The organism is Peribacillus sp. TH14, assembly GCF_016651145.1.
GTDB classification, from domain to species: Bacteria; Bacillota; Bacilli; order Bacillales; family DSM-1321; genus Peribacillus; species Peribacillus butanolivorans.
On record NZ_JAEKEK010000001.1, the window covers coordinates 1,027,967 to 1,052,520 of the forward strand.

The 24,554-nt window shown below is 35.6% G+C and carries 19 protein-coding genes and 1 pseudogene; 8 read left to right on the plus strand and 12 right to left on the minus strand.

The window, feature by feature from the left end:
• Positions 1 to 136 precede the first annotated feature (136 nt).
• Together JFU50_RS05140 and JFU50_RS05145 are read right to left on the minus strand one after the other, a co-directional pair.
• On the minus strand, positions 137 to 844 hold the full coding sequence (locus tag JFU50_RS05140; RefSeq protein WP_201182393.1) for a GntR family transcriptional regulator: 708 nt from the start codon (positions 842 to 844) through the stop codon (positions 137 to 139).
• 88 nt (positions 845 to 932) lie between these two features.
• Positions 933 to 2,342 carry a GH1 family beta-glucosidase gene (locus JFU50_RS05145; RefSeq protein WP_201221944.1) on the minus strand — a complete coding sequence of 470 codons (1,410 nt, stop codon included), beginning with the start codon at positions 2,340 to 2,342 and terminating at the stop codon, positions 933 to 935.
• Between the two features lie 532 nt (positions 2,343 to 2,874).
• Between JFU50_RS05145 and JFU50_RS05150 the strand changes: the two genes are divergently transcribed.
• A complete protein-coding gene (locus JFU50_RS05150) occupies positions 2,875 to 4,143 on the plus strand; it encodes an ATP-binding protein (protein WP_201221945.1) in 1,269 nt (422 codons plus the stop codon).
• A gap of 637 nt (positions 4,144 to 4,780) precedes the next feature.
• Positions 4,781 to 4,897, plus strand: a pseudogene (locus JFU50_RS31375) (YjcZ family sporulation protein); the annotation flags it as partial.
• A 375-nt stretch (positions 4,898 to 5,272) separates the two neighbouring features.
• Here JFU50_RS31375 and tatC read toward each other — a convergent pair.
• The 3 genes from tatC to JFU50_RS05170 form a co-directional block, all read right to left on the minus strand.
• Entirely contained in the window at positions 5,273 to 6,019 is a 747-nt protein-coding gene (gene tatC / locus JFU50_RS05160; RefSeq protein ID WP_201221946.1) for a twin-arginine translocase subunit TatC, read from the minus strand.
• A gap of 64 nt (positions 6,020 to 6,083) precedes the next feature.
• The gene (locus JFU50_RS05165) at positions 6,084 to 6,266 is read right to left on the minus strand and encodes a twin-arginine translocase TatA/TatE family subunit (RefSeq protein ID WP_053344654.1); all 183 of its coding nucleotides are present in this window, start codon (positions 6,264 to 6,266) and stop codon (positions 6,084 to 6,086) included.
• A 12-nt stretch (positions 6,267 to 6,278) separates the two neighbouring features.
• Positions 6,279 to 7,916 carry a PhoX family protein gene (locus tag JFU50_RS05170; protein WP_201221947.1) on the minus strand — a complete coding sequence of 546 codons (1,638 nt, stop codon included), beginning with the start codon at positions 7,914 to 7,916 and terminating at the stop codon, positions 6,279 to 6,281.
• 348 nt (positions 7,917 to 8,264) lie between these two features.
• On the opposite strand from JFU50_RS05170, the gene JFU50_RS31380 reads away from it, so the two are divergent.
• Positions 8,265 to 8,393, plus strand: coding sequence for a hypothetical protein (locus JFU50_RS31380; RefSeq protein WP_255264060.1), 129 nt, complete (start codon positions 8,265 to 8,267; stop codon positions 8,391 to 8,393).
• 339 nt (positions 8,394 to 8,732) lie between these two features.
• Here the strand turns inward: JFU50_RS31380 and JFU50_RS05175 are convergent, their stop codons facing one another.
• The 4 genes from JFU50_RS05175 to JFU50_RS05190 all read right to left on the minus strand — a co-directional run bounded on the left by JFU50_RS05175 (position 8,733) and on the right by JFU50_RS05190 (position 13,188).
• Positions 8,733 to 10,256 (minus strand): sodium:solute symporter family protein, encoded by a 1,524-nt coding sequence (locus tag JFU50_RS05175; protein WP_201221948.1) that lies wholly within the window; start codon positions 10,254 to 10,256, stop codon positions 8,733 to 8,735.
• On the minus strand, positions 10,253 to 10,453 hold the full coding sequence (locus JFU50_RS05180; protein WP_053344651.1) for a DUF3311 domain-containing protein: 201 nt from the start codon (positions 10,451 to 10,453) through the stop codon (positions 10,253 to 10,255). Before JFU50_RS05180 ends, JFU50_RS05175 begins: the two co-directional genes overlap by 4 nt.
• A 12-nt stretch (positions 10,454 to 10,465) precedes the next feature.
• Complete coding sequence (locus JFU50_RS05185; protein WP_201182407.1) at positions 10,466 to 11,653, minus strand: M20 family metallopeptidase; 1,188 nt, start codon at positions 11,651 to 11,653, stop codon at positions 10,466 to 10,468.
• Positions 11,654 to 11,889: 236 nt separating this feature from the next.
• A complete protein-coding gene (locus JFU50_RS05190; protein WP_201182409.1) occupies positions 11,890 to 13,188 on the minus strand; it encodes a hypothetical protein in 1,299 nt (432 codons plus the stop codon).
• Positions 13,189 to 14,016: 828 nt separating this feature from the next.
• On the opposite strand from JFU50_RS05190, the gene JFU50_RS05195 reads away from it, so the two are divergent.
• The 3 genes from JFU50_RS05195 (at position 14,017) to JFU50_RS05205 (ending at position 17,774) form a co-directional block, all read left to right on the plus strand.
• Positions 14,017 to 15,204, plus strand: coding sequence for a DUF2515 domain-containing protein (locus JFU50_RS05195; protein ID WP_201182411.1), 1,188 nt, complete (start codon positions 14,017 to 14,019; stop codon positions 15,202 to 15,204).
• On the plus strand, positions 15,197 to 15,577 hold the full coding sequence (locus JFU50_RS05200; RefSeq protein WP_201221949.1) for a CBO0543 family protein: 381 nt from the start codon (positions 15,197 to 15,199) through the stop codon (positions 15,575 to 15,577). The genes JFU50_RS05195 and JFU50_RS05200 overlap by 8 nt, the downstream gene beginning before the upstream one ends.
• Positions 15,578 to 15,983: 406 nt before the next feature.
• Positions 15,984 to 17,774 (plus strand): S9 family peptidase, encoded by a 1,791-nt coding sequence (locus JFU50_RS05205; RefSeq protein WP_201221950.1) that lies wholly within the window; start codon positions 15,984 to 15,986, stop codon positions 17,772 to 17,774.
• A gap of 260 nt (positions 17,775 to 18,034) precedes the next feature.
• Here the strand turns inward: JFU50_RS05205 and JFU50_RS05210 are convergent, their stop codons facing one another.
• From JFU50_RS05210 to JFU50_RS05220, 3 genes are all read right to left on the minus strand, one after another.
• Positions 18,035 to 18,649 (minus strand): LysE family translocator, encoded by a 615-nt coding sequence (locus tag JFU50_RS05210; RefSeq protein ID WP_201182417.1) that lies wholly within the window; start codon positions 18,647 to 18,649, stop codon positions 18,035 to 18,037.
• A gap of 174 nt (positions 18,650 to 18,823) precedes the next feature.
• Complete coding sequence (locus tag JFU50_RS05215; protein WP_201182419.1) at positions 18,824 to 19,357, minus strand: GNAT family N-acetyltransferase; 534 nt, start codon at positions 19,355 to 19,357, stop codon at positions 18,824 to 18,826.
• A 431-nt stretch (positions 19,358 to 19,788) separates the two neighbouring features.
• Positions 19,789 to 21,093, minus strand: coding sequence for a hypothetical protein (locus JFU50_RS05220; protein ID WP_201182421.1), 1,305 nt, complete (start codon positions 21,091 to 21,093; stop codon positions 19,789 to 19,791).
• Between the two features lie 511 nt (positions 21,094 to 21,604).
• On the opposite strand from JFU50_RS05220, the gene JFU50_RS05225 reads away from it, so the two are divergent.
• Positions 21,605 to 23,134, plus strand: a complete 1,530-nt coding sequence (locus JFU50_RS05225) for an AbgT family transporter (protein WP_053347958.1) — start codon at positions 21,605 to 21,607, stop codon at positions 23,132 to 23,134.
• Positions 23,135 to 23,260: 126 nt separating this feature from the next.
• Positions 23,261 to 24,520 carry an amidohydrolase gene (locus JFU50_RS05230; protein ID WP_201182425.1) on the plus strand — a complete coding sequence of 420 codons (1,260 nt, stop codon included), beginning with the start codon at positions 23,261 to 23,263 and terminating at the stop codon, positions 24,518 to 24,520.
• Positions 24,521 to 24,554 lie beyond the last annotated feature (34 nt).

Consider the following 24,554-nt stretch of genomic DNA (forward strand, 5'->3'; position numbering starts at 1 on the left):
GATATATTATCAGTAACATCAATAACAAAAAATCACTTGGATTATTTACATAAGTCACTAACACATTTAGGAAGGGTAAAAGCTACACTGTTCAATTCCAATTAAGAACAGAAGTCTTTACCGGTTCAATCTTATTTTATTTAAAATTGGTTCGATTTAAGATTTTTGCTTTTTGATAATGGAATACTGATTTAGATAATTCAAAGATGGTTCCGTTAGATAAGCATACTGTATTTTCAATAATCAATGCTGGATCTAGCGGATTAACTTGCAGCACTATCGCACTTGCTTCATCGATTTTTTCGCAGTTAATTACTTTGTCAGCAAAACCAATGTTTAATTTTAAGTCCTCTATAAGGTAACTGTAAATAGAACTCGCTGCAATATCTTCATTTAAATATGGCACAATATCTTTTTTAAAGTAACTTATTTCAATTGAAAAAGGTTCTTTATCTACAATTCGTAGCCGCTTGATATAATAAAGTTTTGTTCCTACTTCACATCGCATTTGTTTTGCGTTTACTTCATCAGCTTCTAGCACATGTAAAGCCAGAATTTTCGTCTCAATTGTTTTTGAAGTCAAATCTTTTGTTAATCCTCTGAGACTGCCTAAATTAATATAATCTGTTACAGATTCTTCCCGTAAAAACATGCCGCTGCCTTGCACCTGATAGATATAGCCACGATTGACCAGCTGATTAATTGCTTTTCGAATCGTATTTCGGCTCACTTCAAATTTTTTTATCAGTTCTTCTTCTGTCGGCAACTTTTTTGTTTTATCAAACTTACCTTCCTGTATTTCACATTCTAATCGATCAGCAATTTCTTTATATTTTACAGCCATATTATCTCCCTATTAATCGTCCTCAATCATTTACTGCTTCTATTATACACAAAACCTCTTGATTAAAATCAAGAGGTTTTCTTTTTACTTACAGCTCTTCTCCTCTCGTCTCAATAATATGCTTATACCAATGAAACGACAGCTTTTTCTTTCGGTTTAAATGATCATGATGATCCACGTAAATAAATCCGTATTGCTTTTTATACCCATTTAACCAGCTTAATAGATCAATGACAGACCATGCGTAATACCCTTTTAAATGAATGCCTTCTTTGATTGCACGCTTTATCACTTTTAAATGTTCCTCAATATATTTAATACGAGGAACATCTACTATTTCGCCTTCAATAATCGGATCCTCATCACCAAGTCCGTTTTCTGTTACATACATTTTAATATCACCATAACGCTCTTTTAACATATGCAGCCCGTCTAAAAACCCTTGAGGTGAGATTTCCCACCCCCATTTTGTATATGTTTTATCTTCCATCTTTACGGTCCGATAAAAGCCATCGAAAGACGGGTTGCCTGGAGCTAGAGTAGATGTTTCTCTTGAATGTGCCATGGATGAGTCAGCCTCGTGATTTTTTTCTACTCGAATGGGCTGATAATAATTAAGTCCAATAAAATCATTTTTTCCAGCATTTCTTTTTAACGTATCTAATTCTTCTTCTGTCCAACTTGGCGTCCAGCCTTTCTCCTTTAATTGCTCAACCACATAAGACGGATATTCACCTTTTAAAATTGGGTCATAATACCAAAAAGTTTCATATTCATTAGCATGTCTAGCAGCTAATACATTCTCATGTTTATCATCTACGCTGTAAGCTGGTAAGAAAACATGGGTAATACCAACCTCGCCGTAAGATTTTAGTTCTTTATAGACTTCTACAGCTTTTGCATGTGCATAAAACACGTAATGTGTCGCTTGAAAGTATTTATACTCATCGTTTTGGATACCAGGCGGGTGAGCTCCTTTTAAATAGCCTAATCCGCAGAACATAACCGTTTCATTAAACGTAATCCAATGTTTGACGCGGTCTCCAAATGCCCGAAAACAAATTCCTGCATACTTGACGAAGGCCTCAGCTGTTCTCTTATTCGTCCATCCTCCATCTTCTTCAAGCGTCAGAGGCAAATCCCAATGATACAGCGTAACAAATGGAACAATACCATATTTTAAACATTCATTAATAACATTATTATAAAATTCCAAGCCTTTTTCATTGACTTCTCCGTCTCCTGTTGGCAAAATACGTGCCCATGAAATGGAAAAACGGTACGATTCAAGTCCCATCTCTGCCATTAATTTTATATCTTCTTTGTATCGATGATAATGGTCTATGGCTACATCACCGTTAGTACCCCCATACGTTTTCCCTGGAATCTTTGAAAAGACATCCCAATTCGTTATACCTTTACCATCTTCATTCCATGCTCCTTCTATTTGATAAGAAGCAGAAGTCGCTCCAAATAAAAAATCATGTGGAAACTTCATTATAAACCCTCCGTTTTTATACCATCCTATTAAATTTATTATTATATATAATATTTATAGGTACAAATATTAATGTGATTATATACTTTTTATCATTATTTGACTACATAAAATTCGTAAAACATTAAAACATAAGTATAAAAGATAGTATCTACTGTAATGAAATAATTAAATCCAAGTACCATTAATAAAACAAAAATAAAAGACGTTAATTCTACCGAATCAACGCCCTGTTTTTAGTTGAAGATGAAAATAAACTTACTTACCTTTTCGAATTTAAATTAATAGTAATAATAATGCCATTAACCCTAGTAGTACAATCAGCTTAAATCATTCTTTATAGTTTGATCATTTCTGTTTTCTTTTTTCATTAAAGCGCCCTTTAATGAAGTAACTGGATGGCGTTTCTAAACAAGTCTTTCTTTATATTTAAACGTCGTTCTTGTCAATTAACAATTACCATATTAAAATCCTCCTTTTTAATGTTATTCCTGTATAATAGACCTAGTTGTTAATTTTTCAGGAGAATCCAATGAATTTTATTTATATTAATCAAAACATATTAGATAATCTCTTTTATATCTTAGTAAGTATTTTGATTTATTCCATTTTATTAGATCATGGCAAAAGGTTAAGTCAGTATAGCAAGACCCTCATTACTACATGCATGAGCATTCCTATTATATTATGTATGAAGTTTCCTATTTATATAGATGAATATTGTGTCCATGATTTCAGGCAAATCCCTTTTATTATAGGGACACTTTATGGTGGTTGGCCTGTAGGGGCTGCTCTGTTAGTCATAATATTAACTTTTAGATTTGCTTTTTATGGTTTCAATTTACTTACGTTAATTGTATATATCGTTATATTTATTATAACGGCTCTATTTTCTTCCAAATTCAAAAATTTTAATAGAAAAAATAAGCTAAATAGCTCCATACTATTAATTTTGTTTCTAGGAATACTAACCAGCTTTATTTCACTCGTTATGTCTGATTATTTTCGAATAACGGAGGCGTATGTATTTTACTTTATCATCCTCCCTCCTTTTATTATCGTTTTGGCTGTATATATCATGGAAATTTTAAAAGATGCAATTTTAATCCGAACACAAATGGTGAGACTTGAAAAGATGGAGATAGTTAGTCAACTTGCAGCTAGTATTTCACATGAAATTAGAAATCCTTTAACAGTTGTGAAAGGGTTTGTTCAACTGCTAAAGGCTTCTGATCTCTCTCAAGAAGTAAAAGAACAATATATAGAACATGTTGTTAGAGAACTTAATAGTGCAGAATCAATTATTAGTGAATACTTAGCATTTGCAAAACCTGCAATCGAAAAAGTGGATAATATCTTAATAAACCGTGAAATAGGATATGTAATTGAAATGATAAAACCATTAGCTAACATGAATTTAGTTAATATATCAGAACAGTTAACTCCAGGCATTACGCGTGGGAATATTCAACATTTCAAGCAATGCTTCATAAACCTGATTAAAAATGGTATAGAGGCTATGCCAAACGGCGGGGAACTTAGTATTGTTTCCTATAAAAATAATTTCGACATAATTATCGAAATAAGTGACAATGGAATAGGAATGAACAAAGAACAAATAAACCGTTTTGGTGAACCTTATTACAGTTGCAAAGAAAAAGGTACAGGGTTAGGATCAATGTTAGCTGTTAAGACAATCCAAACGATGAAAGGTACACTTAATATAAATAGTGTTTCGAATAAGGGAACAACTATTACAGTAACACTTCCCGCTTATCATGAAGATTATTCTAAAAAATAAGTAATGAATCTATTTTTTAAGTAATATCGATTTTTATTATTCCATTTACTGTAGTGTTTTCTTGAATAGTATAAAAGGAATTATTATTAAGATAAAAGAACCCACCACGCCTCTTAACTAATGCGGACCAAGGTGGGTCATTTTTTATTCAAGAAGAAATGCTAAAGTGGATCCTGAAAAAAACGAAGTTGCATTATCAAAATAGAATTTTTATCAAACTTTTTTACAAATTATCAATCTTTATTAAAAATTATCGAACTTTATTTAGTACCTATAATTTTGGTAAAATTGATAAAGGAAGTTCTATGGTTAAGGATTTTTGGAACGTTTTGTTTAGCTTTGAAATAGAGTTTTGTCAGAAATATGTGCGTGCCTTCATTTTACGTTTAATAAAAAGAAACCATTTTGAAAAAAGACTTCTCAGAATGGTTTCTTTACATATTAATTGGTAAAGAAATTTCATTAAAAAGTTTGATTATATTCATAGGTGTTATTGAACTAACGAACCTTTAATCCCAATAAGAGGTACCTTCAACATTTTATCCAATGAACTTGTGTCATTTCCCTGATTAGAGCATAAGGTGATATTACCCATTTAATTAATTTCCTCCTTAAAAACTAATAAGGAGATGTCTATATGTCAGGTTGTGAATCAAGGTGTGACGACGGTTTTGGATTTGGTGGAGGTTTCGCCTTTATAGTCGTTTTGTTTATACTCTTAATCATTGTTGGAGCTAGCTTTGTTGGTGGATACGGCGGCGGTTACGGCGGCGGTTACGGCGGCGGTTACGGATATGGCGCCTGTTGTTAAAAATAGAATGAAAAAAGCCGACCTTTAATGGTCGGCTTCTTCATCTAATCTGCCCTAGCTGAAGAAGAAAAATCACAGGCATTGTTTAACACAGCCTATTTTAAAGAAGTAACAATCAAAAAAATTTCGTAAAAGTATACTTTTACGAACAGGTGAATGAATATCCAGAAAAATTTTATTGATATATAATCACTCAACGGATAATATGTCCTATATTTCTCGCATAGGAATTCCTCACTTAGCTTGGTGAGCATAGAATGGTTACCCCAATTTACATAATAAAAAACGAACTCCTTATAAACAGAAGTTCGTTTTTATTTAAGACGTTTTCCTCATTTCAATGACGTTATCTGATTGCTGTTTGAGTTTTTTCCGGTAGACGATTTTTGACAATGTCACACTAAACTCGTATAAAATTAAAAGAGGCACGGTAACTAATATATCTGACATGAAATCTGGTGGTGTAATTAAAATGGCTACAACGACAAGCAAAAAGTAAGCTATCTTTCGCGCTTTTGAAAGAATCATAGGATTAACGACACCAAGAGAGGTGAGGAACATGACAACCAGCGGAATTTCGAATAAAAATCCAAACGGCAGTGTCAAGTTAATCATAAATTTAAAATATTTTTCAGACGTAAACATCGTTTCAAATTGACCTTCAGACAAAGATAGTAAAAAACCCAGAACGGTTGGATACACGACAAAATATCCGAATGATAAACCGGCAATAAAAAGGATAAACAGTCCAGGAATGTACGCTAGTGTCGTTTTTCGTTCATTTTCAGAAAGTGCCGGTTTTACAAATAGCCATGTTTGATAGGCGGCAATTGGAATCGTAAGAGCAATCGCAATCACGCCAGAAATCATAAAATATACCCAGAGGATTTCACTTGGCCCCAATACAGCTAACTTATGGCCGAGATCACGAATAAGCCATGTGTAAATGTCGTTCACAAAAATGAATGATCCAATTAAAAAAACCAGAAAAGCAATCAAAGTATTGATGATCCGTTTCCTGAGTTCCTCAAGGTGCTCAACCATAAGCATTTCTTGATTAGTCATACAGCCCCTCCTTTCTTAAATGCAAGAGGAAGATGTAAGCTTATTGCTTACATCTTCTTAAAAATTACTTAGATTGCGTCTTTTCTTCTTTCTCGTCTGATGAAATTAAATCCTTAGTAGAGTTTTTAAATTCTCTCAATGTGCTACCGAAAGCACGTCCAATTTCGGGCAACTTAGATGGACCAAATATGATGAGAGCAATGACCAAAATCAAAACCAATCCAGGTATCCCAATATTTTGCAACATCGTGTTTCCTCCTTAAAATTTAAATCCTGTAATAGCCACGACTGCCGGACGAGGCATCTTTTCACCTTTACGATGCGGCCATGTACTTGTAGGATTATTGATATCTTCCGTTTCTTCACCAGGGTGCTGAACAGACAAGAATAGTGTCTTTTCATTTGGAGTGAAACAAGGTCCGGTTAATTCAGCCTCCATTGGAGCGGCTGCAAACTGCCAGGCAATCCCTTTATCTCGACCAACGGTAGGAATGACAAACATTCCGTTATTGCCAAAGCTTGTCCATGCACCTTGATTTAAGCTACTCGATGAAATATCCGTTACGGTCCATAAATTCGCGTTGCTGTCAAAAGTTAAGTTGTCTGGTGCGCTGAATCCGCTTTGACGTCCGCCAGCTGCGAAAATTTCATATTCAAACTCAGTTGCTCCATGGTCACCTTTTTTTTCGATAAAACGTGTAATGTGTCCATGTAAGTTTCCGTGCTTATCATTATTCGTATGTGCAATAAAGATCGAGCTATCAAATGGTGAAATTTCCACATCCTCCGGTCGGTCAGTCGGTGTTCCGCCAAGAAGGAGGGCTGCTTCGTGACAGTTAGTAACAACATCACCTTGCGTTTGGAACTTTTCCAATAGTTCCGGTTTGCCAGCCGCCGCCTTTTGTACGGCCTCAATTGTCAGAGCTATCCATCTTCCTTTTTTAAAGTCCGCTACATATAAATTCCCTTCCTCAAGAAGACGGGAATTTGCCTTTCCTAATGCAGGTACATATTTATCCTTACTTACAAATTTATAGACACAAGCATCTTTTTTATCGTCTCCCATATAAACGACGACACGTTGGTCTTTGGCAAGTCCCATTGAAGCATTTTCATGGTTGAAACGTCCAAGAGCGGTATGTTTGCGAACCGCAAAATTTGGATTGAACGGGTCAACTTCGATTACCCAGCCGTAATGTGTTTGGTTTAATCCGGCATTATTAGCGGTTTCTTCGAAGTTCTCTTCACAGGATAAAACCGTATTCCATAATGTTTTTCCACCAGAACAGTTAGCGAATGTTCCCTGAACACTTGTTGCGCCGTTTACCACTTTTGTTCCTTTGGCCGGCCCAGTAAGTGCAAAAGATGTTAATCCCGTTACTCGTCGGGCATAAGTGGAAGCAGCATCCATTTTCCATTTATTCACTTTCTTGTCATAGTACACTTCAATAATGGAACCGCCCTGGTTATAAAGAAGCTTTTCAATTTGTGTAGGAGCATACTTGCCATTTACTTTTTCTCCTTCCACGTAAAGAGGGTTTGTATATTCGTGGTTTACCCATAATAATCCTCTTTCATTGGAATTTTGAATAGGAAAGTAAAGGGTGAAATCATTATTAAAACCAAATGTGTCACCTTTACCATTGATTACATCGCCATAAGCGGCTACAACGTCATATTTAAATCCTTTTGGAAGAACGAGTTCGTCCTTATTTGTAGTTTCAATCGGAGTAAACTTAAAGCCCTTTTTCTTCGGTTTTACATGTAAAAGGCTGTCGGTTTCCGCATTAACTGTCTCGCTTAAAATACCTAAACCAGAAGTGGCCACTGCAAGAGCAGTAGCTCCTGTTCCAATACGTGTTAAAAAGGTGCGTCTATTTAACGGTATGTTTTCCATAATGTCCTCCTTTATTTTCCTTGAAGACTTAGTCCTCTATTTTTTAAAATTTCTCACTCATCAGCTTCATTCTGAACTAAGTCCCATCACTTATTTTGAAGCCAAACTCACCTTCTCTGCAAAATCGAAATAGACTATGTATGTACTTCTCGATTAACTTGTTAAATAGTGCCTATCCAAGCCACAAATCAAATTTAGCAAATTAAAGTAAAGATGGTATTAATTTTTTTAAAATAATTTATTAAAAATTGTAAAGGATTAGATTCTATGGATGTTCTTTTCATGAGAAAACATAAGTTCACCAAAAACGGACAAACTGTATTTGAAATAAGAAAGGAGATGTGAGATATGACAAAAAAATTTAATAAAGGCAGCCGTAATCAAAATTCACCGCAATTACACGGACAAGTTCCTGTTAGTGGGGACAACAGTAAAGGAAATAAAAGAAATAAAGATCAGAGCGCTAAAACAGAGTAATCTAAATGTAACAAACCGGTCATATTCAGACCGGTTTATTTCCTTGTTAGATAATCTTCTTACTTATTTCAGCAGTAAGCGATCTAAAAGAACTGAAATTACCTTCTCTCATTGATGATCAATTTCTCAATGTGCCCTTTTATCTTAATCAAAAATGGAGCTTCGTTGAATAACCAAGCACTGGATCAACTTTGAATTTTTGACAATAAAAAAAGTACATTTCTTTGTCGGTCTACATAATAAAAAATGCCCTCCAGATCGTTTAACTGGAGGGCATTCGTATTTACATAATCTTTTTAGAAGTGAATTACTCTTGGATTAGTTACTATACATGTTGTGTTATCTGTTAGATTCTTTTTGTATTAGAACCTTGTGCTCTACTGTTGTTGTCTCTAAAACATCATTATCCTTATGAGTATTAGTAATGTTTTTTGTCATCACACTGACACCCACTAAAACTACGATATTAACAAATAGGGCGATAATTCCTACATTCAAGTCTTTAATTGCTTGAGGAAGATAAGGAAACAGTTGACCAATTTTTATGTTCCCTAGTTCCATAATAGAAACTAGCACGCCTCCTGTTATAATCCCGGCGAATGCTCCATGTTTGGTTACAAAATTCTTTCTCATCAAACTTGCGAAAAAGGCAGGAGCAAGTTGTGTGATAAAATTATAGGCGATTAAAGCGAGACTAAAGAGGGAATTTCCACCTTTAAAGGTTAAGTAAATCCCTACGAGAGAAATAAGGGGAACCAAGAATTTTACCAGTTTTGCAATCTGATTTTCCGTTGCTGATGGAGTGAATACGCTATATACATTTTTTGCCAGAGATGTTGATATTGACATCAACAACATCGAACTTGGTACTAAAGCGGCTAACACGCCCGTGCCACCAATTAAGCCCACAAACCATGGATCAAAATCCTGTTTAGAAAGTTGCAGCAAGATAAGATCGGCTTCCGCGCCTTTTAATCCAGGCGTCTGTAAGATAGCTGCAAATCCGACAAAAAAGGCAAACAACAAAATCAATTGGTACATTGGCATTAGGATTGCATTTTTTCGTAAAGCTTTTTCGCTAGAGGCAGCATAAATAGGAGAAAACCCGTGCGGCCACATATAAAATCCAATAGAGCTTAATATAACGGTCGATATATACCACGAAACGCTCATTCCTTGATCCGGAAGTATGGTATAGTTCGGCTTTGCATTTTCAATGGCCTCATACATAGGTTGAAGACCGCCATAATAATGAAGAGGGAAATAAACTCCCAAAAATATGACAATGCCTAGAATCAGAATATCCTTCAAGATAGCTGTCCTAGCAGAACCGTGAATACCTGAAACCATTACAAAAATGGTTACACCAATTGCTCCAACCCAAATGGCAGCTGTAGATGAAATGGCCCCATAGGATGTTGCAGAAACGATATATCCTAACCCCTTCAATTGCAGGACTAAGTAGCAAGTACAAGCTATAACACCTATTACAGCAACAAGCACACCAAGATAAGGACTTTGATATTTTTTTACAAAAAAATCTGATTGGGAAACTAATTGGTGTTTCTTTGCATACCTCCAGATAGCAGGAAATGTCCAGTAGGAGATGACTGTAGCCAGACAGCCGTATGATACGATACTAAAGATGGAGCCTCCTTCCCCATAAGCCGATCCACTTGCACCTAAAAATGTAAAGGTCGTATACATTTCACCTGCGGACAAGAGGAAAATCAATAGGGTTCCCATTCCACGTCCCCCAACTGACCATTGTTCTAAGTTCATTTCTTTCCCTTTTTTAGCCTGGATACCAATCAAAACAGAAATGACGAAAAAAAACAGGATGAAAAACACGGCAATATTCATCTTGAATCTCCCTTCTGATTAGCAGGATCTAGTAGATATATAATCCCCATAATACCTGTGGTTAGCACAGACCAGAGTACAATCCAAAAGTGAAAAAATGGCATTCCTAGAACATAGGGAGTCACTTTATTAGTAAACAAAGCGCCTACAATAAAGCCAAGAAACGGGATAATTCCGAGCCAATATATTTTTTTCATACTCTTAACCCCCTAGTATGTTAGATTTAACATTTTAAAAGTCCCGTGAACAAATAACTTCACCCCATATTGTAAAGCCTGTTCATCGAAAGTAAATTTGGGATGATGGTGAGGATATATAATCCCTTTTTCTTCATTACGAGCTCCTATTACAATATAAGATCCCGGAACTACTTTTTGAAAAGCAGAGAAGTCTTCACTTCCCATAATTGGCTTTGAAATCTCTCGACTTTCTTCACCAAATACTTCACAGACCGTTTCGTCCATCAATCGGGTAACTTCTTCATCATTAATGGTCGGAGCATAACCGAACTGATAATCGAATTCATAAGTAGCCCCATGTGCCTCAGTAATTCCTTTTACAATGCGTTCGATAAAGGTTGGAATCTTTTCCCTCAGTTCCGGATTAAAGCTTCGAACGGAACCTCCAATGCTTACACTACTTGGAATAACATTAATCGCACTTCCCGCATGGAACTGAGTCACTGAAATCACTAGAGCTTCCTGAGCATCATGATACCTCGAAACAATGTGCTGGAGATTTGATACAACCTGAGTTCCAATTGCAATGGGATCAACCGTAAGTTCAGGCTGTGAGGCGTGCCCCCCTTTACCCACCACGGTAATTGCAAAAGTATCAGCTCCAGCCATAATCGGACCGTAACCCAAACCAATTTTTCCTAAAGGTAGAGTCGACAAGAGATGGGTGCCAATGACCATATCTACTCCTTCAAGCACACCTGCTTTCACCATCTCTTGTGCTCCACCGGGCGGCAGTTCCTCAGCATGTTGAAATAAAAAGCGAACCTCCCCTTTAATTTGATTCTTTAACTGGGTAAGAATCTTTGCCGTGCCAAGCAGCATCGCCGTATGCCCGTCATGTCCGCAAGCATGCATCACGCCTGAATTCTGTGATACAAAGTCAAAATCATTCTCTTCTTCAATTGGAAGCGCATCCATATCTGCCCGCAGTGCAATAACCTTCCCAGGCTGTTGGCCAATTAAACGAGCCATTATACTCGTTTTTGTCGGACGTGAAATTTCCAAATTACCAAAAGTTTGTAGCGTTTCATAAACAAATTGTGCTGTTTTTTCTTCCTGAAAAGATAGCTCCGGATACTTATGTAAATATCTTCGCCACCCAATCACTTCATCTTTAACAGCCTCGATTAAATCATGAATCATTATCGTTTGAGACATCCACTACAACTCCTTTTTCATTCAATTTACATAACAATATCTATTTTCGGATAGTTTAAGGAAGAAATTCCTTAAATGGAGTATAATATTTCATAAGCTTTATTTCAATATTTTTTTGAAAATTCTAAACTATTTTTTCTGACTGAATCCAATAGTTAATTTTTCCCTTTCAACGCTTTAATATGCTAAATTGAAGTACAAAAAAAATAAGCACCCAAATTATGGGTGCTTACAATTTATAATAATCGATAAATTTTACTCGGCCTTCCACGGGTGGCGTTAGCCTCTTCACCAACGCATTGTGCCAAGTCAACCTCGCACATATCCGCAACAATACGCCGAACATTGCGCTCTGTCATCTCAAGATATGTCGCTAAGTCCTTAGTAGTAAAATCACTCCAGCCCATTCTTTGAACGAGAGCCGATATCTTCTTATACGTTTTAACACTTATATTACCCTTTTTTAACTTTTCTATAAGGAGTTTATTGTGGGTACGGGTATCATATTGTAGTTCTTTCTTTTTGCCTGGTGATTCAATAATTTTGCCATCATCTTGAATAATCACAATTTCACGCTTCTTCATATCCTTTGAATGTTGAATAGCACGAAAAGCATTGATTTCCGCCGAATAGGCAGTCTCGCCAAAGCCAATTCCAACAGCAACTGTTGTATCTGCTTCAAAAGCCAATTTTTGAATGGTATCTTCGAGCATAATAATTTCTCGTTCAATTGCGCCGCGCGAACTAAAAATCATGTATCTTCCATTCCCTTTCTCTGAAAAGGAACCATTTATTTTTTCACCAAGTTGAATTAGCATTTCTTTTAGCCGGAGCTCCAAGTACTGTAAATGATAAGGAGTTTTCATTTCCTCTGCCACTCTGTTAAAATATTCAACTTCAATGATTTCAACTCCGATTTGTGTGTCTTTAAAGTAGGAAGCCTTTACTTTTTCAGAAAGAATCCGAAGCGTTTGTCGCACTTCCATCTTACTCATCGTCATCCGATAGGCTGGAATTCCGTATTCCCTTAAAGCTTCACACACAGACGGAAAACAAGAAAAAGCGCCTTCTGTCCTTCCCTTATTCCATAAATTTAAGTGAAAATGTACCAATTCATTCGTATCAACATCTAACTCAAACACTTTCGTATAAATCTTTTGGGTTTTTATATTCAACTGTGACAAAGCTTCTTCGCTAATATTATTTGAGGACATAGTATCAATACTTAGATGCTCAATAATTTTCCCCTGTTCGTAGATCATCTCTAAAAAAGATTTATAAAAACCTGATTCCGTAGCAGGAACATGGACCATTATTTTATCTGTACCTAGTGTTTTTGTCGCAATTTCATAGGGAAGTGGACCAGAAAAAAGCCATGCATGTACGTGAGAATTATGTTCTTTTACAATTCCCTCTACCTCTTCGGTATTTACATAGGGAAAAGAGATGAATTCCAACTCATGTTTATATTCTTCTGCCAAGTCTAATATCCGTTCTATAGAAGTTTTTAGACCGACTAGTCCGATTTTATACATCCTGTATTCGACTTCCTTTATCATCTGTAATATATTCATTGTTCTTTATAGAATATCCTAGTTTAACATAATTCACATTATCGTAAGTTCTAATTCTTCTGTTGTTTTTCCGTAATTCATTCATTTTATCTAACTTTTATTTAATTTGTATTAGAGTTCTGTTAGTTTGGTTTGTTACTCTTGATCGTATAAATGAACCAAGAGAAATGAAAAATAACAGTAGCAAAAAGAAAAGAATGATAGAAATGGTATTTATAGCTGTAAAAACATGCCTAACCACACCAATATTTCCCTTTTACACCATTTTATCATGCGATATGAAAGAAAAATACCTTGTATACGTTATTCATGTGAGGTTTACAAAACATCTTCGTTTATACACCATTGATAAATCAACGTTTACGCCTCTCAAGCGCACCTAAATGGCTGCGTAAGGGGATATTTATGCAGATCTTATTCAATAAAATGGTTCAATTGTTGAACAAAGATCAAACAGCACTCTTTAACTATCCTCCCTCAATATTGAAAGAAACTTTTCACTCAATTTTGTCTTCTTAGAATACTTTAAATACTTATGATTTTCTTAGTACAGATAACATTAAAATGTGCGCGCTACCTCTTGTACGAAAAAACGATCATCATTTGTTCCTCACGTTCGTAATAAACTGATGATAGCTACACTGTTAAAATACCTTTAAAAATCCTTACTAGAAGTTTAAAAGATTGATTTCTCATAAATAGATTGAAGAATTTGATCACCTGTTGGTTATTACGATAACCTATTTGGCCTAAAAAAGAAGAACATTCAAGTTAATGGGAGGAAGAAGGATGCATCACAACGATCGGAAAAGGAAATGGAACGGATTTTCCAAGACGTTTCCGTACTCTCTTTTAGATGTAAAAGATGAATTAAAGAAAAAAGGTAAAAAACAGACTTCTGTTAAAACGGGGGAGTTAACGGGAGAAGAGACAATGTTAATACATGAAATAAAAGAACGAACAAGACAACACAACAATAATAATGTGACTCGAACGCATGCCTATTTTCAGTTTTACCTCCGTTACCCAGAAATACACTGGGCACTACTTGGACATATGGTATCGCGTAATGGCGGTTGGAATATGACGGATTTAAAAGGGGATTTATATACAAGACTATTGTCGGAAAAAGATCAACTTATCTTCTTTTCTTTTTTGGAACGAGGGAACTGGTTAATCTTCCAAGATGTGTACCCACAATTTTTGTTGTATGAACAAAGTGTCAAAAGATCAAAAAGACTGTTTCATCTTCTACCTTTTTTCAATGTATCAACGTTTATGGAAACATTATGGAACCATTTTTGGAGAACAGGCGACCAGTATATGTTAGCCATTGCCACTGTTATTAATGAACAAAGCTATTTAGAAAAAAGGGTCATTCAAAATGCCCATTTTAAAAAGACAGTACTAAATAGTATTGGATTCAAACTTTATGATTTTTTTCGCTTTAATCACATTCTTTTTCCATTCTATAAAGATGAGACCAAACAAGAAACATTACTAGTTGGGAATACAATGAAGCATTTCACCTCCCTTCATGAGCGAATATTGCTGGGCAAGCGATTATACTCACTGCTGTTTAGCCGTGAGAACATCTTATCAGGAGTAGTAGATTGGGCTCATGATCATCCACATACCGGTTCGCGAAAAGACTACTGGCCGCATTTGTTTAATGATGTAAACGAATCATTCTCCCGTGCATTTTATAAACGTCGAACAAAAAAGTGCCAATTAAGAAAAGGTGCGGATCGCTTATACAGTCCTCGATTAATATACACATGGAAAGATCTTAATCATGAAGAGGAGGAAAGCAAAGACTGGTTTGAAGACTGGCACATCATGGAGTACTTAATCGATAAGGGAGAAAATATAGATGGGGAGATTTATGATGAATACTGCACAACGCTTGAAAAAATTGAACTTGCCATTCTGGCAAAAAAAAACGTCCTACTCCGAGAAGAAGCAGAAGATGAGTAACCATCGGGCTTTTGTAGCCACAATAATTTTCTCTAGTTTCATCGGAACGTATTTAGACTTACTGTTTGTAGGTAAACAAATGTATTCCTTTCCGGCAAGACCATTCCCAGATACATTTACAATCAATGTCGCTTTTACATTATTGATTATGCCAATCTTTACTACGCTCTTTTTATGGATCGCAAAAGCGTTGACTGCATATTCAAGAATACTGTTTATCGTTTTGATTGGACTTTGTATAAGTATTTCCGAATCTTTTTCGGAGAATTTAGGATTGTTTACTCATAGCGAAGCATGGCATCATTCTTATTCCCTTTTCGGATACATGATCTTCATGCTCATTATTTGGAAATTTTATCGATGGTTTCAATAACAATCGACTGTGTTATAGGAATCTAAAAAACAAACTTGCTAAATACAAAAAAGTACATGCCAATTTCGTGTTATGGATAAAAAAACAAAGGGGGTCACAAAAATTAAAATAAAATTTTTGTGACCCCCTTTGAAATATGCTAGGAGGGTTTCCCTTCTGGATTTGATGATTAAAGACTAAAATAGCTCACTACTTTTATAGATTTACTTATGGAAAAACCTTTTAAAAACATTCCCTAAAATCTAGTTCTCAACTATTTTCGGCACTCATAGCCAAGATATAAAGTACATGATATATATGCATCTAAATATAATGGTTGTGAGACGTAATTAGATCCTTTTGAGCTTTTTATTATTTGGGCTATCTCAATTCCTCTCTTTTCTAGCACATTTTAAGGAGTGAATGTATGAAAGAAATTGGCATCAAATCATATTTGTCTGTTGGAACTGTCAGTAACCCTGTTTATGATCCAAATTGTAATAAGTTAATCTTTATTGCTGATTATTCTGGTTTACCTCAGGTTTGGGCAAAGGATTTCGATATAAGTGAACCTACCCGAATTTCTTTTACTAATGAACGAATTACTTTTGTTAAATATTTAAACAGTTCATCACAACGCGGCCTTCTCATCGGCATGGATGTCTGCGGTAATGAGAAGCAACAACTGTTTTTACTCAAAAGTGATGGTCTACTGATTCCGCTTACCAACTCTCCTGACCATAAACATGAATATGGGGGTCACTCACCTGATGGAAAATGGATAGCCTGGTCAAGCAATCGTCGACATCCTGCCTTTTTCGATATCTATATTCAAAATATCGAAACATTAGAAATACAAATGGTTTTGTCAAAGGATGGACTCTATTCCTCCATCATGTGGTCTCCTGATTGTAATTCGTTATTGATTCGGAAAACAAATTCCCAGTTGGATAACGATTTAGGTTTACTGAATCTTGACACAGGAGAAATGAATTGGTTAACAGATCATCAGGGTGAAGCAAGCTATAAAAACCCTCATTTCAGTAAGGATGGAGATCATCTCTATTTATTAACAAATCAAGATAGAGAATTTTTTGGGCTCTCGATCATTGATCTTTCAACAAAACATATCACTTGGCTGGAGGTAGGACAGTGGGACTTTGAAGGCCTCGCTATGAGTAAAGATCATTCAAAGTTAGCTTTTTCAATTAATGAAGGAGGTATTTCAAGAGGCATTCTTTTAGATCTAAAATCAAGTGCCCTTTATACATGGATGACACCAATGGGGATGATAACTAGCTTAACATTTTCACCCGACAATCAAAAATTAGCCTATGTATTCAATGGGCCGACCTATCCGTCTGATATATGGCAGGTTGACCTAAAGAAAATGAAGACAGAACGGCTTACTCAATCTCTTCAGACAAAGTTTTTGGAAAATAAATTAATTGAGCCCATTCTTATTTCCTTTAAATCTTTTGACAATCTCCAAATACCTGCCTTTTACTTCAAGCCAAATACCCAATCAGAAAAAATTCCTGTTATTCTATATGTTCATGGGGGTCCTGAAAGCCAAATCCGTGCTGTTTTCAATCCAGTTCTGCAGTATTTCCTAAGCCTTGGCTATGCAGTAATTACTCCTAACGTACGCGGGAGTACAGGATATGGAAAAACATATACTCATCTGGATGATGTTCGCAAACGAATGGACTCCGTAAGAGATCTTGTTTCTTTAGTAGATTGGTTAAAGAAAGAAGGAAGCGCTGATCCTAATAGAGTTGCCATTATGGGAGGGAGCTACGGAGGATTTATGGTTCTTGCAGCCATCTCTCACTATCCGGAATTATGGTCTGCTGCAATTGATCTCGTTGGGATTTCAAGTTTCAGAACTTTTCTTAAAAAAACCAGTCCGTGGCGACGCAAACTTCGCGAAGTTGAATATGGAACTATTGAAAAGGACGGAAACTTTTATGATCTGATTGATCCATTGAAACTTACTGACCGGATTACCAGTCCGCTGATGGTACTTCATGGGTCTAATGACCCACGTGTCCCAATTGAAGAATCTGAACAAATCGTAAATAAATTAATGGCAAGAAATCACCCTGTAAAGTTTATCTGTTTTGAAAATGAAGGTCATTCCATCGTAAAACTAAATAATAAAATAACTGCCTATACGGCAATAGCACATTTCCTCAATCAATATATTGGTAAATAATTTCCCAATGCGTCTTTTATATTTTGAAGGGTGATTAAAAGGAATTAGCGTACCGACTATAAGGAAATGTGCTTCTTAGTTTCTTTAAGAAAACAAAAGTCTCTTTTGATATGAGTAATAAAATTTTCCCTATTTTATCATAATTTTTTAAATAACTAACCTGCTCCATTTGTTGCATAAGAAAAAGAGCTGATCATCATCACAGCTCTTTAAAGAACGATTGCACCTGTTAGTTGATTAACGAATAAAAATATATTTATCTATTCGTGTGTTTGAAGAGCTAACTTTATTCCCAAACCAATGTAGACTATACCTACGACTTTCCCAAACCAATTTGAACTGCTGTTAGATTTAACTAATAACTTGTTGCCAATTGTACTTGTTAGGAAAACTAAGAGAGTGGTATACATTATGCTCATCAGTACAAATGTTAACCCAAGCATTAAAAGCTGAATTGTCACTGGGGAACCATCACTTTTTACAAACTGTGGTAAGAAAGCTAAGAAAAATAATGAAGTCTTAGGGTTTAGTAATTCAATTAACAAAGCCTGACGAAATGATAGATTATTATTCACTTTCTTAATAATAGGTTTTTCAATTTTCTTTGATTTTTCAAGCAAAGCTCTTATTCCTAAATAAACTAAGTATGCTGAACCTAAATATTTAACAACTCCAAAAGCAAGTGTAGATGTCATTAATATCGCGGAAAGTCCAACAACTGCCGCAAGAGTATGAATTAAGTCACCAACAGCAATACCCAAGCCTGTGATAATTCCATTCTTTTTTCCACCTTTAATAGTTTGAGATATTGTCAAAAAAACAGCGGGACCTGGGATTAAAAATAACATCAGAACAACTAAAATGAAAGTCAACATTATATATTATTCCTTTCTTTTAGAGATTATACAGCCGATTTAACCAACCACTACATAGTTTATTTTAACACTTTTAACATAATAAAATAGCTCTTTAATCAACAATCCTGCCCCGTTCGTTGCATAAGAAAAAAGCTGATCGTCACAGCCTTTAAAGCCGTTAGCTAAACACGTTTACTTATTATTTTTAAGTAATGAATAGACATATGTATCGTGTGCTATACCATTCTGATACATATATTTCTTCAAAACCCCCTCTTTTTGAAAACCAATATTGGTCAGTAACTTATTAGATGCTTCATTGTTTAAAAATACAACAGCACCTATACGAGTTAAATTCATAACATCAAAACCATATGTAAGAACTCTAGATACTGCTTCTGAAGCATATCCTTTTCCCCACTGCTCTGGATGGATTTCGTAACCTATTTCTGCTCTTTTATGTTTAGGTAACCAAGCATTAAAACCAATTGTTCCAATTATACCTTTGGTCTCTTTTTTTTCAATCCCCCAGCGTATGCCTCTTTTTTCATTGTAGTTATTTGAAAAGAAATCAACGAATTTCTCTGCTTCTTCTATACTCTCTAATGTTTCTTGTCCATAATAACGTGTTACATTTTCGTTAGAAAAACAAGCAAAAATTCCTTCTGCATCCTCTTTTGTTATTTCTCTTAATATTAGTCTTTCTGTCTCTAATATTGGAAACATTTCATCTCTCCCTCTGTTTATTACTATAATTAATTATTCTTTTTAAATGGTGAAAATTCCTTTATAAATTGAATTCTTTATTGCACTATCCTGACCCTTTGGTTGAACAAGGGTATTTTCTCTAATTTGAATGTAACGAACGTACATTCAAAAGTTCATATAATGAATCTTATATGCTGCTGTTTAGAATTGGAGGATTCTTTTATATGCTTATTGAGGTACACCACATGCCCATCAAGCTAAGAAAATAGGACAACCCCCAAAACGATAAAATGAGCTTCTTTGTTACAAGAAAGCCCAAAATTTTGTTCTGAGGGTATTATAAATTGTTAACTTGATGGCAATGTGACGCTAACTTAGGGAGAGTTAATTAAGAGAAATCCTCAAAACTTTCCTCGGAAATTAAATTGTATATCAAAAATGTCGAGGTGTTACTTCTTTAACATATAAATTTTACGAGGTCTTCCCCGAGGCGATTGAAGTTCTTCTCCTTTGTACTCCACTAAACCGCTTTCACTTAAACTACTCATAATTCTCTGGGCATTTCGAACGGTCATAGATAAATGAGAAGCTAAGTCTGAGGAAGTGAAGCCGTCCCAGCCCATACGATCAATCAATGCTTCAATCTTTTTATACGTTTTTACACTAATGTTAGCCTGATTTAATTTATCTAGCAGTTCTTTATCATTAGAACGGGAGGTATATGCCAATTGTTCTTCTTGACCTACAGATTCGATCATTAAACCATCTTCCTGGATAACAACAATGCCGGAACTTTCTTGCTTCTTCGAATGACGGATCGCCTTACGAGCATTGATTTCAGCCGATGCAGCCGTCTCACCAAAACCAATTCCAACTGCAACAGAGACATCCATCTCAAGTGACAGTTGTTGAACAGTACTTTGCAAGCTACCAATTTCTCGTTCAATTGCCTTGCGTGAACTAAATATTTGATAGCGGCCGTTTCCATTTTCGATGAGGGATCCATCTAATTTTTCGCAAAATGAAAGCAATGTTTGTTTAATTTTCAGCTCCAAATGCTGCAGATGGTAACGAATATTAACCTCGTCTACAAATTGATCAAACTGATCAATTTCAATAATCTCTACACCTATCTGACTATCCTTGAAATAAGTACTTTTTGCTTTTTCAATTAAAATCTTGACCGCTTGTCTAATTTCCATCTTTGTCATATTTATTTTGTAGACAGGAACATTTTCTTTCTTCAATGCTTCATATACAGATTGTAAAACGGTAAGGACACCTTGTACCTCCCCTTCCCTCCACAACTGAAGATGAAATTGAACAATGTCTTGAAAATTATATTGTTCATCAAATGTTTTTACATAAATATGTTCAGTGGAAATTCCTAGTTCTTGTAGCGACTCTTGCAAAAAAAAGTCTTCTAATCGAATCATATCGATGGATATCTTATCGAAAAAATACTTTTGATCCGCAGACATTTGTAAAAAACATCTATATAAACTAGATCCAACAGGAGGACAATACGTAAAATTGGCCTCTGAATCTAACATTTCTTTTGCAATTCTATAAGGAACTGGTCCAGAGAAAAACCAACCATTTACTGCGTTTTGGTGATTTTTTATAATGTCCGTTACCTCTCGTGCATCTTCATATGGAAAATCAATGAAATCTATTTCATGCTCAAATTCATTAGTAACATCCCGAATTTTCTTTAAAGATGAAAGTGGACCTACAACACCAATTTTATACAAGTTTACTTCACCCCTACATCATACTATTAGATTTATTATATCAAAATAACCAATTAACCCCAACAGGGAATAATAATGAGATCCAAATATTAATAACATGTAAAGCGCCGTTTGACATAAATAAACGGTGCTACTTAATATGGTTTACTTCTCTATCGTGAGGTCAAGAGTGGTAGAACTTATACATGCAAAAGATTCAAAACCTTTTGTTTGTTTAGAAAGTATTACTAAAGCTAGAAAAAAAAGATTCCTTTTTTTCTGAAAATTTTATTGAAATAGATTATTCTTAATTATATAATACATTTAACGAAAATAACGTTAAGTATTCGTTAAATGAAAAACAAGTAATTTGAAAGGTATGTATGAAGTACACGAAGGATGAAAGACCATTTTGGGTAATTTTAGCTTAAGGAAGGTTTAGAGAAAAAGTTTATAAATTAAATGGTACAAAAAAAGCACAAACTACAAATGGAAGAAGGTTTAGGAGGAGAATGTAATGGAACAAAAAGTAATGAAAGATACAACTAATCTGCAAAATCATAAAAAAGGTGGATTTTTCAATCAAGTAGAGCGAATAGGAAACAAAATCCCCCATCCATTTATTTTATTTATTTATATGATCGCCTTTTTATTTGTTGTAACCGCTCTCTTATCTGTTTTCCATGTTTCGGCATCGGATCCCATTAGTGGAGAGAAAGTAGAAGTTCAAAATCTCTTAAGCCGTGAAGGCATTCAATGGATACTGCCGAATATGATTAAAAACTTTTCCGGCTTTTTACCACTAGGTTCTATTTTAGCCCTAATGCTAGGCGTAGGACTTGCTGAAAAAGTCGGTTTGTTAGAAGTTTTGATTCGAAAAATGTCGTTAAAGGTCTCAGGGAAATACGCGAGTTATTTAGTTGTATTCGTTGCATTTTTTAGCCATGTCTCTTCTGATGCTGCGCTTGTTATTATGCCTCCTCTTGGAGCTTTAATTTTCCTTGCTGTGGGACGGCACCCTGTTGCTGGGTTGCTCGCTGCTATTGCTGGGGTTGGTTCAGGTTTCACTGCCAATTTATTAATCGTCACAACAGATGTCTTGCTATCAGGAATTAGTTCGGAAGTAGCGAATGGTATGAAAGCAAATTTGACAGTTAATGTTACCGATAACTGGTTCTTTATGGCTACTTCAGTTCTCGTACTTACTGTTGTCATTGCCTTGATTACAGATAAATTTGTTGAGCCGCGCTTAGGAAAATATGAAGGTAGCGGTAAGCATAAAAAATTGGAACAATTAACGAAGCAACAAAACAAAGCACTCCTGGCTACAGGTATTTCAGCATTGATTTTTATAGCTGTTATGGTCGTTCTAGTCGTTCCAGAAGGAGCCCTATTACGAAATCCAGAAACTGGAGCTATTCTTCCCTCTCCATTTATGTCTGGTATTGTCGCGATCATCTTACTTTTCTTTTTTACAGTCTCTATTACTTATGGAGTTAAGGTGGGAGCAATTAAGAAACAAAATGATATACCAGAATTATTAGTAGACCCGATTAAAGGAATGGCCGGATTTATTATTATGGTTTTTCCACTTTCCCAATTTGTCGCTTGCTTTAACTGGAGTAATATGGGTAAATTTTTGGCATTATCCATCACAGATCTCTTAGAACAGCTAAACATAGATGGTGCACCCGTCCTTATTGGGTTAATGTTCTTATCTGGACTTCTTTCCATGTTTATTGCTAGCGGATCCGCGATTTGGTCTATATTAGCTCCGGTTTTTGTTCCAATGTTTATGGTATTAGGCTATCATCCTGCCTTCGCCCAAATGCTTTTTAGGGTAGCAGATTCATCTGTTCTACCATTAGCACCTGTATCTCCATTTGTCCCACTATTCTTAAGTTTCCTACAAGAGTATAGAAAAGATGCAAAACTAGGAACTTATTATTCTCTTATATTGCCATATCCGATTATCATCTTTATCATTTGGACGCTATTGGTAGTGGTTTGGTATTTCCTTGGCCTCCCAATTGGTCCTGGCGTATACCCGAAATTACCGTAATTTGAAAAATCGCAAGCGCCTTGAATAGCCCCTTCAGCGACTCGAGGGGCTAGGCTGCTTGGGCTAGACGCCAAAACTCGTCGAAAATTATTAAATTTTCATCAAATAACTTTAGGAGTGAAAGAATTGGATATTATTTCTTTAAGACGTGATCTTCATCAACACCCAGAAGTTGGCTTTACCGAATTTCGAACTGCTTCAAAAGTAGTAGAAGTACTAACTTCTTTGAAATATAACGTGATATTTGGAAAAGATGCTTTAGATGGGGATTCTCGCCGTGGAGTTCCACCTACAGAAGTATTACAAGAAACATTTAATAGAGCATTACAAGACGGTGCAAATCCAGAAATTCTCCAAGAAATGGAGGGTGGATATACTGCTGTTATCGGTATATTAAAAGGAAAAACAGATGGCCCAACTGTAGCTTTCCGGTTTGATATGGATGCATTACCTGTAACGGAAAGTACTGATTCTGACCACTTCCCACAAACTAACGGTTTTCGTTCCAAATATGAAGGGAATATGCATGCCTGTGCACACGATGGCCATACAGTAATTGGATTAGGGCTTGCTGAAAAATTAGCGGACCAGAACTTTGCAGGAACGGTTAAGCTTATTTTTCAACCAGCTGAAGAGGGAGTACGCGGTGCCTATTCAATTGTACAAAAAGGAATTTTAGATGATGTGGATCATTTATATTGTCTGCACCTTGGCACAGATGTCCCTCTAGGAGAATTTCATGGTGGGTCTTCTGGCTTTTTAGCAAGTACGAAAATGGCAGCTCATTTTCACGGGGTATCTTCTCATGCAGGTGCTTCTCCTGAAAAAGGAAAAAATGCATTGTTAGGAGCAGCCACTGCATTATTAAATATTCATGCTATTCCAAGATTTAGTTCAGGTTCTACCCGCATAAATGTAGGTATTCTTAATGGTGGTACAGCCGCTAATATTATTCCAGCGCATGCAAAAATGATAATTGAAACCCGTTCCGTAACCGAAGAAACAAATGCAGAAATGGAGAAACGTGTTCGAAATATCGTGGCTCATAGTGCAGGTATGCATGAGCTTGAATATGAAATTGAAATTATAGGACAAGCAATTACGATTCATTGTGATCAAGAACTTGTCGATCTAGCTATGGAAGAAGCCCGAAATGTAGATGGTTTTTCAACAATCAAAGCATGTAGGGAATCCGGTTCTGCTGGAAGCGAGGATGCAAGTTTTATGATTCGAAGAGTACAGGATAATGGTGGTAAAGGGACATATATGATTATTGGGACCGATATTCCTGCACCACACCACCATCCTAAATTTGATATTCAAGAAGAAGTGTTACCAAGAAGTGTAGAACTTTTGAATCTTATTGCAAGACGACTTTTAAAATAATATTTCATATTAAATCGAATATACATTCATATTA

Excerpts from the sequence above, each read along its gene's own strand:
- JFU50_RS05140 (WP_201182393.1), bottom strand. The coding sequence starts at position 844 with ATGGCTGTAAAATATAAAGAAATTGCTGATCGATTAGAATGTGAAATA.
- JFU50_RS05145 (WP_201221944.1), bottom strand. The coding sequence starts at position 2,342 with ATGAAGTTTCCACATGATTTTTTATTTGGAGCGACTTCTGCTTCTTAT.
- JFU50_RS05150 (WP_201221945.1), top strand. The coding sequence starts at position 2,875 with ATGAATTTTATTTATATTAATCAAAACATATTAGATAATCTCTTTTAT.
- tatC (WP_201221946.1), bottom strand. The coding sequence starts at position 6,019 with ATGACTAATCAAGAAATGCTTATGGTTGAGCACCTTGAGGAACTCAGG.
- JFU50_RS05165 (WP_053344654.1), bottom strand. The coding sequence starts at position 6,266 with ATGTTGCAAAATATTGGGATACCTGGATTGGTTTTGATTTTGGTCATT.
- JFU50_RS05170 (WP_201221947.1), bottom strand. The coding sequence starts at position 7,916 with ATGGAAAACATACCGTTAAATAGACGCACCTTTTTAACACGTATTGGA.
- JFU50_RS31380 (WP_255264060.1), top strand. The coding sequence starts at position 8,265 with ATGACAAAAAAATTTAATAAAGGCAGCCGTAATCAAAATTCACCGCAA.
- JFU50_RS05175 (WP_201221948.1), bottom strand. The coding sequence starts at position 10,256 with ATGAATATTGCCGTGTTTTTCATCCTGTTTTTTTTCGTCATTTCTGTT.
- JFU50_RS05180 (WP_053344651.1), bottom strand. The coding sequence starts at position 10,453 with ATGAAAAAAATATATTGGCTCGGAATTATCCCGTTTCTTGGCTTTATT.
- JFU50_RS05185 (WP_201182407.1), bottom strand. The coding sequence starts at position 11,653 with ATGTCTCAAACGATAATGATTCATGATTTAATCGAGGCTGTTAAAGAT.
- JFU50_RS05190 (WP_201182409.1), bottom strand. The coding sequence starts at position 13,188 with ATGTATAAAATCGGACTAGTCGGTCTAAAAACTTCTATAGAACGGATA.
- JFU50_RS05195 (WP_201182411.1), top strand. The coding sequence starts at position 14,017 with ATGCATCACAACGATCGGAAAAGGAAATGGAACGGATTTTCCAAGACG.
- JFU50_RS05200 (WP_201221949.1), top strand. The coding sequence starts at position 15,197 with ATGAGTAACCATCGGGCTTTTGTAGCCACAATAATTTTCTCTAGTTTC.
- JFU50_RS05205 (WP_201221950.1), top strand. The coding sequence starts at position 15,984 with ATGAAAGAAATTGGCATCAAATCATATTTGTCTGTTGGAACTGTCAGT.
- JFU50_RS05210 (WP_201182417.1), bottom strand. The coding sequence starts at position 18,649 with ATGTTGACTTTCATTTTAGTTGTTCTGATGTTATTTTTAATCCCAGGT.
- JFU50_RS05215 (WP_201182419.1), bottom strand. The coding sequence starts at position 19,357 with ATGTTTCCAATATTAGAGACAGAAAGACTAATATTAAGAGAAATAACA.
- JFU50_RS05225 (WP_053347958.1), top strand. The coding sequence starts at position 21,605 with ATGAAAGATACAACTAATCTGCAAAATCATAAAAAAGGTGGATTTTTC.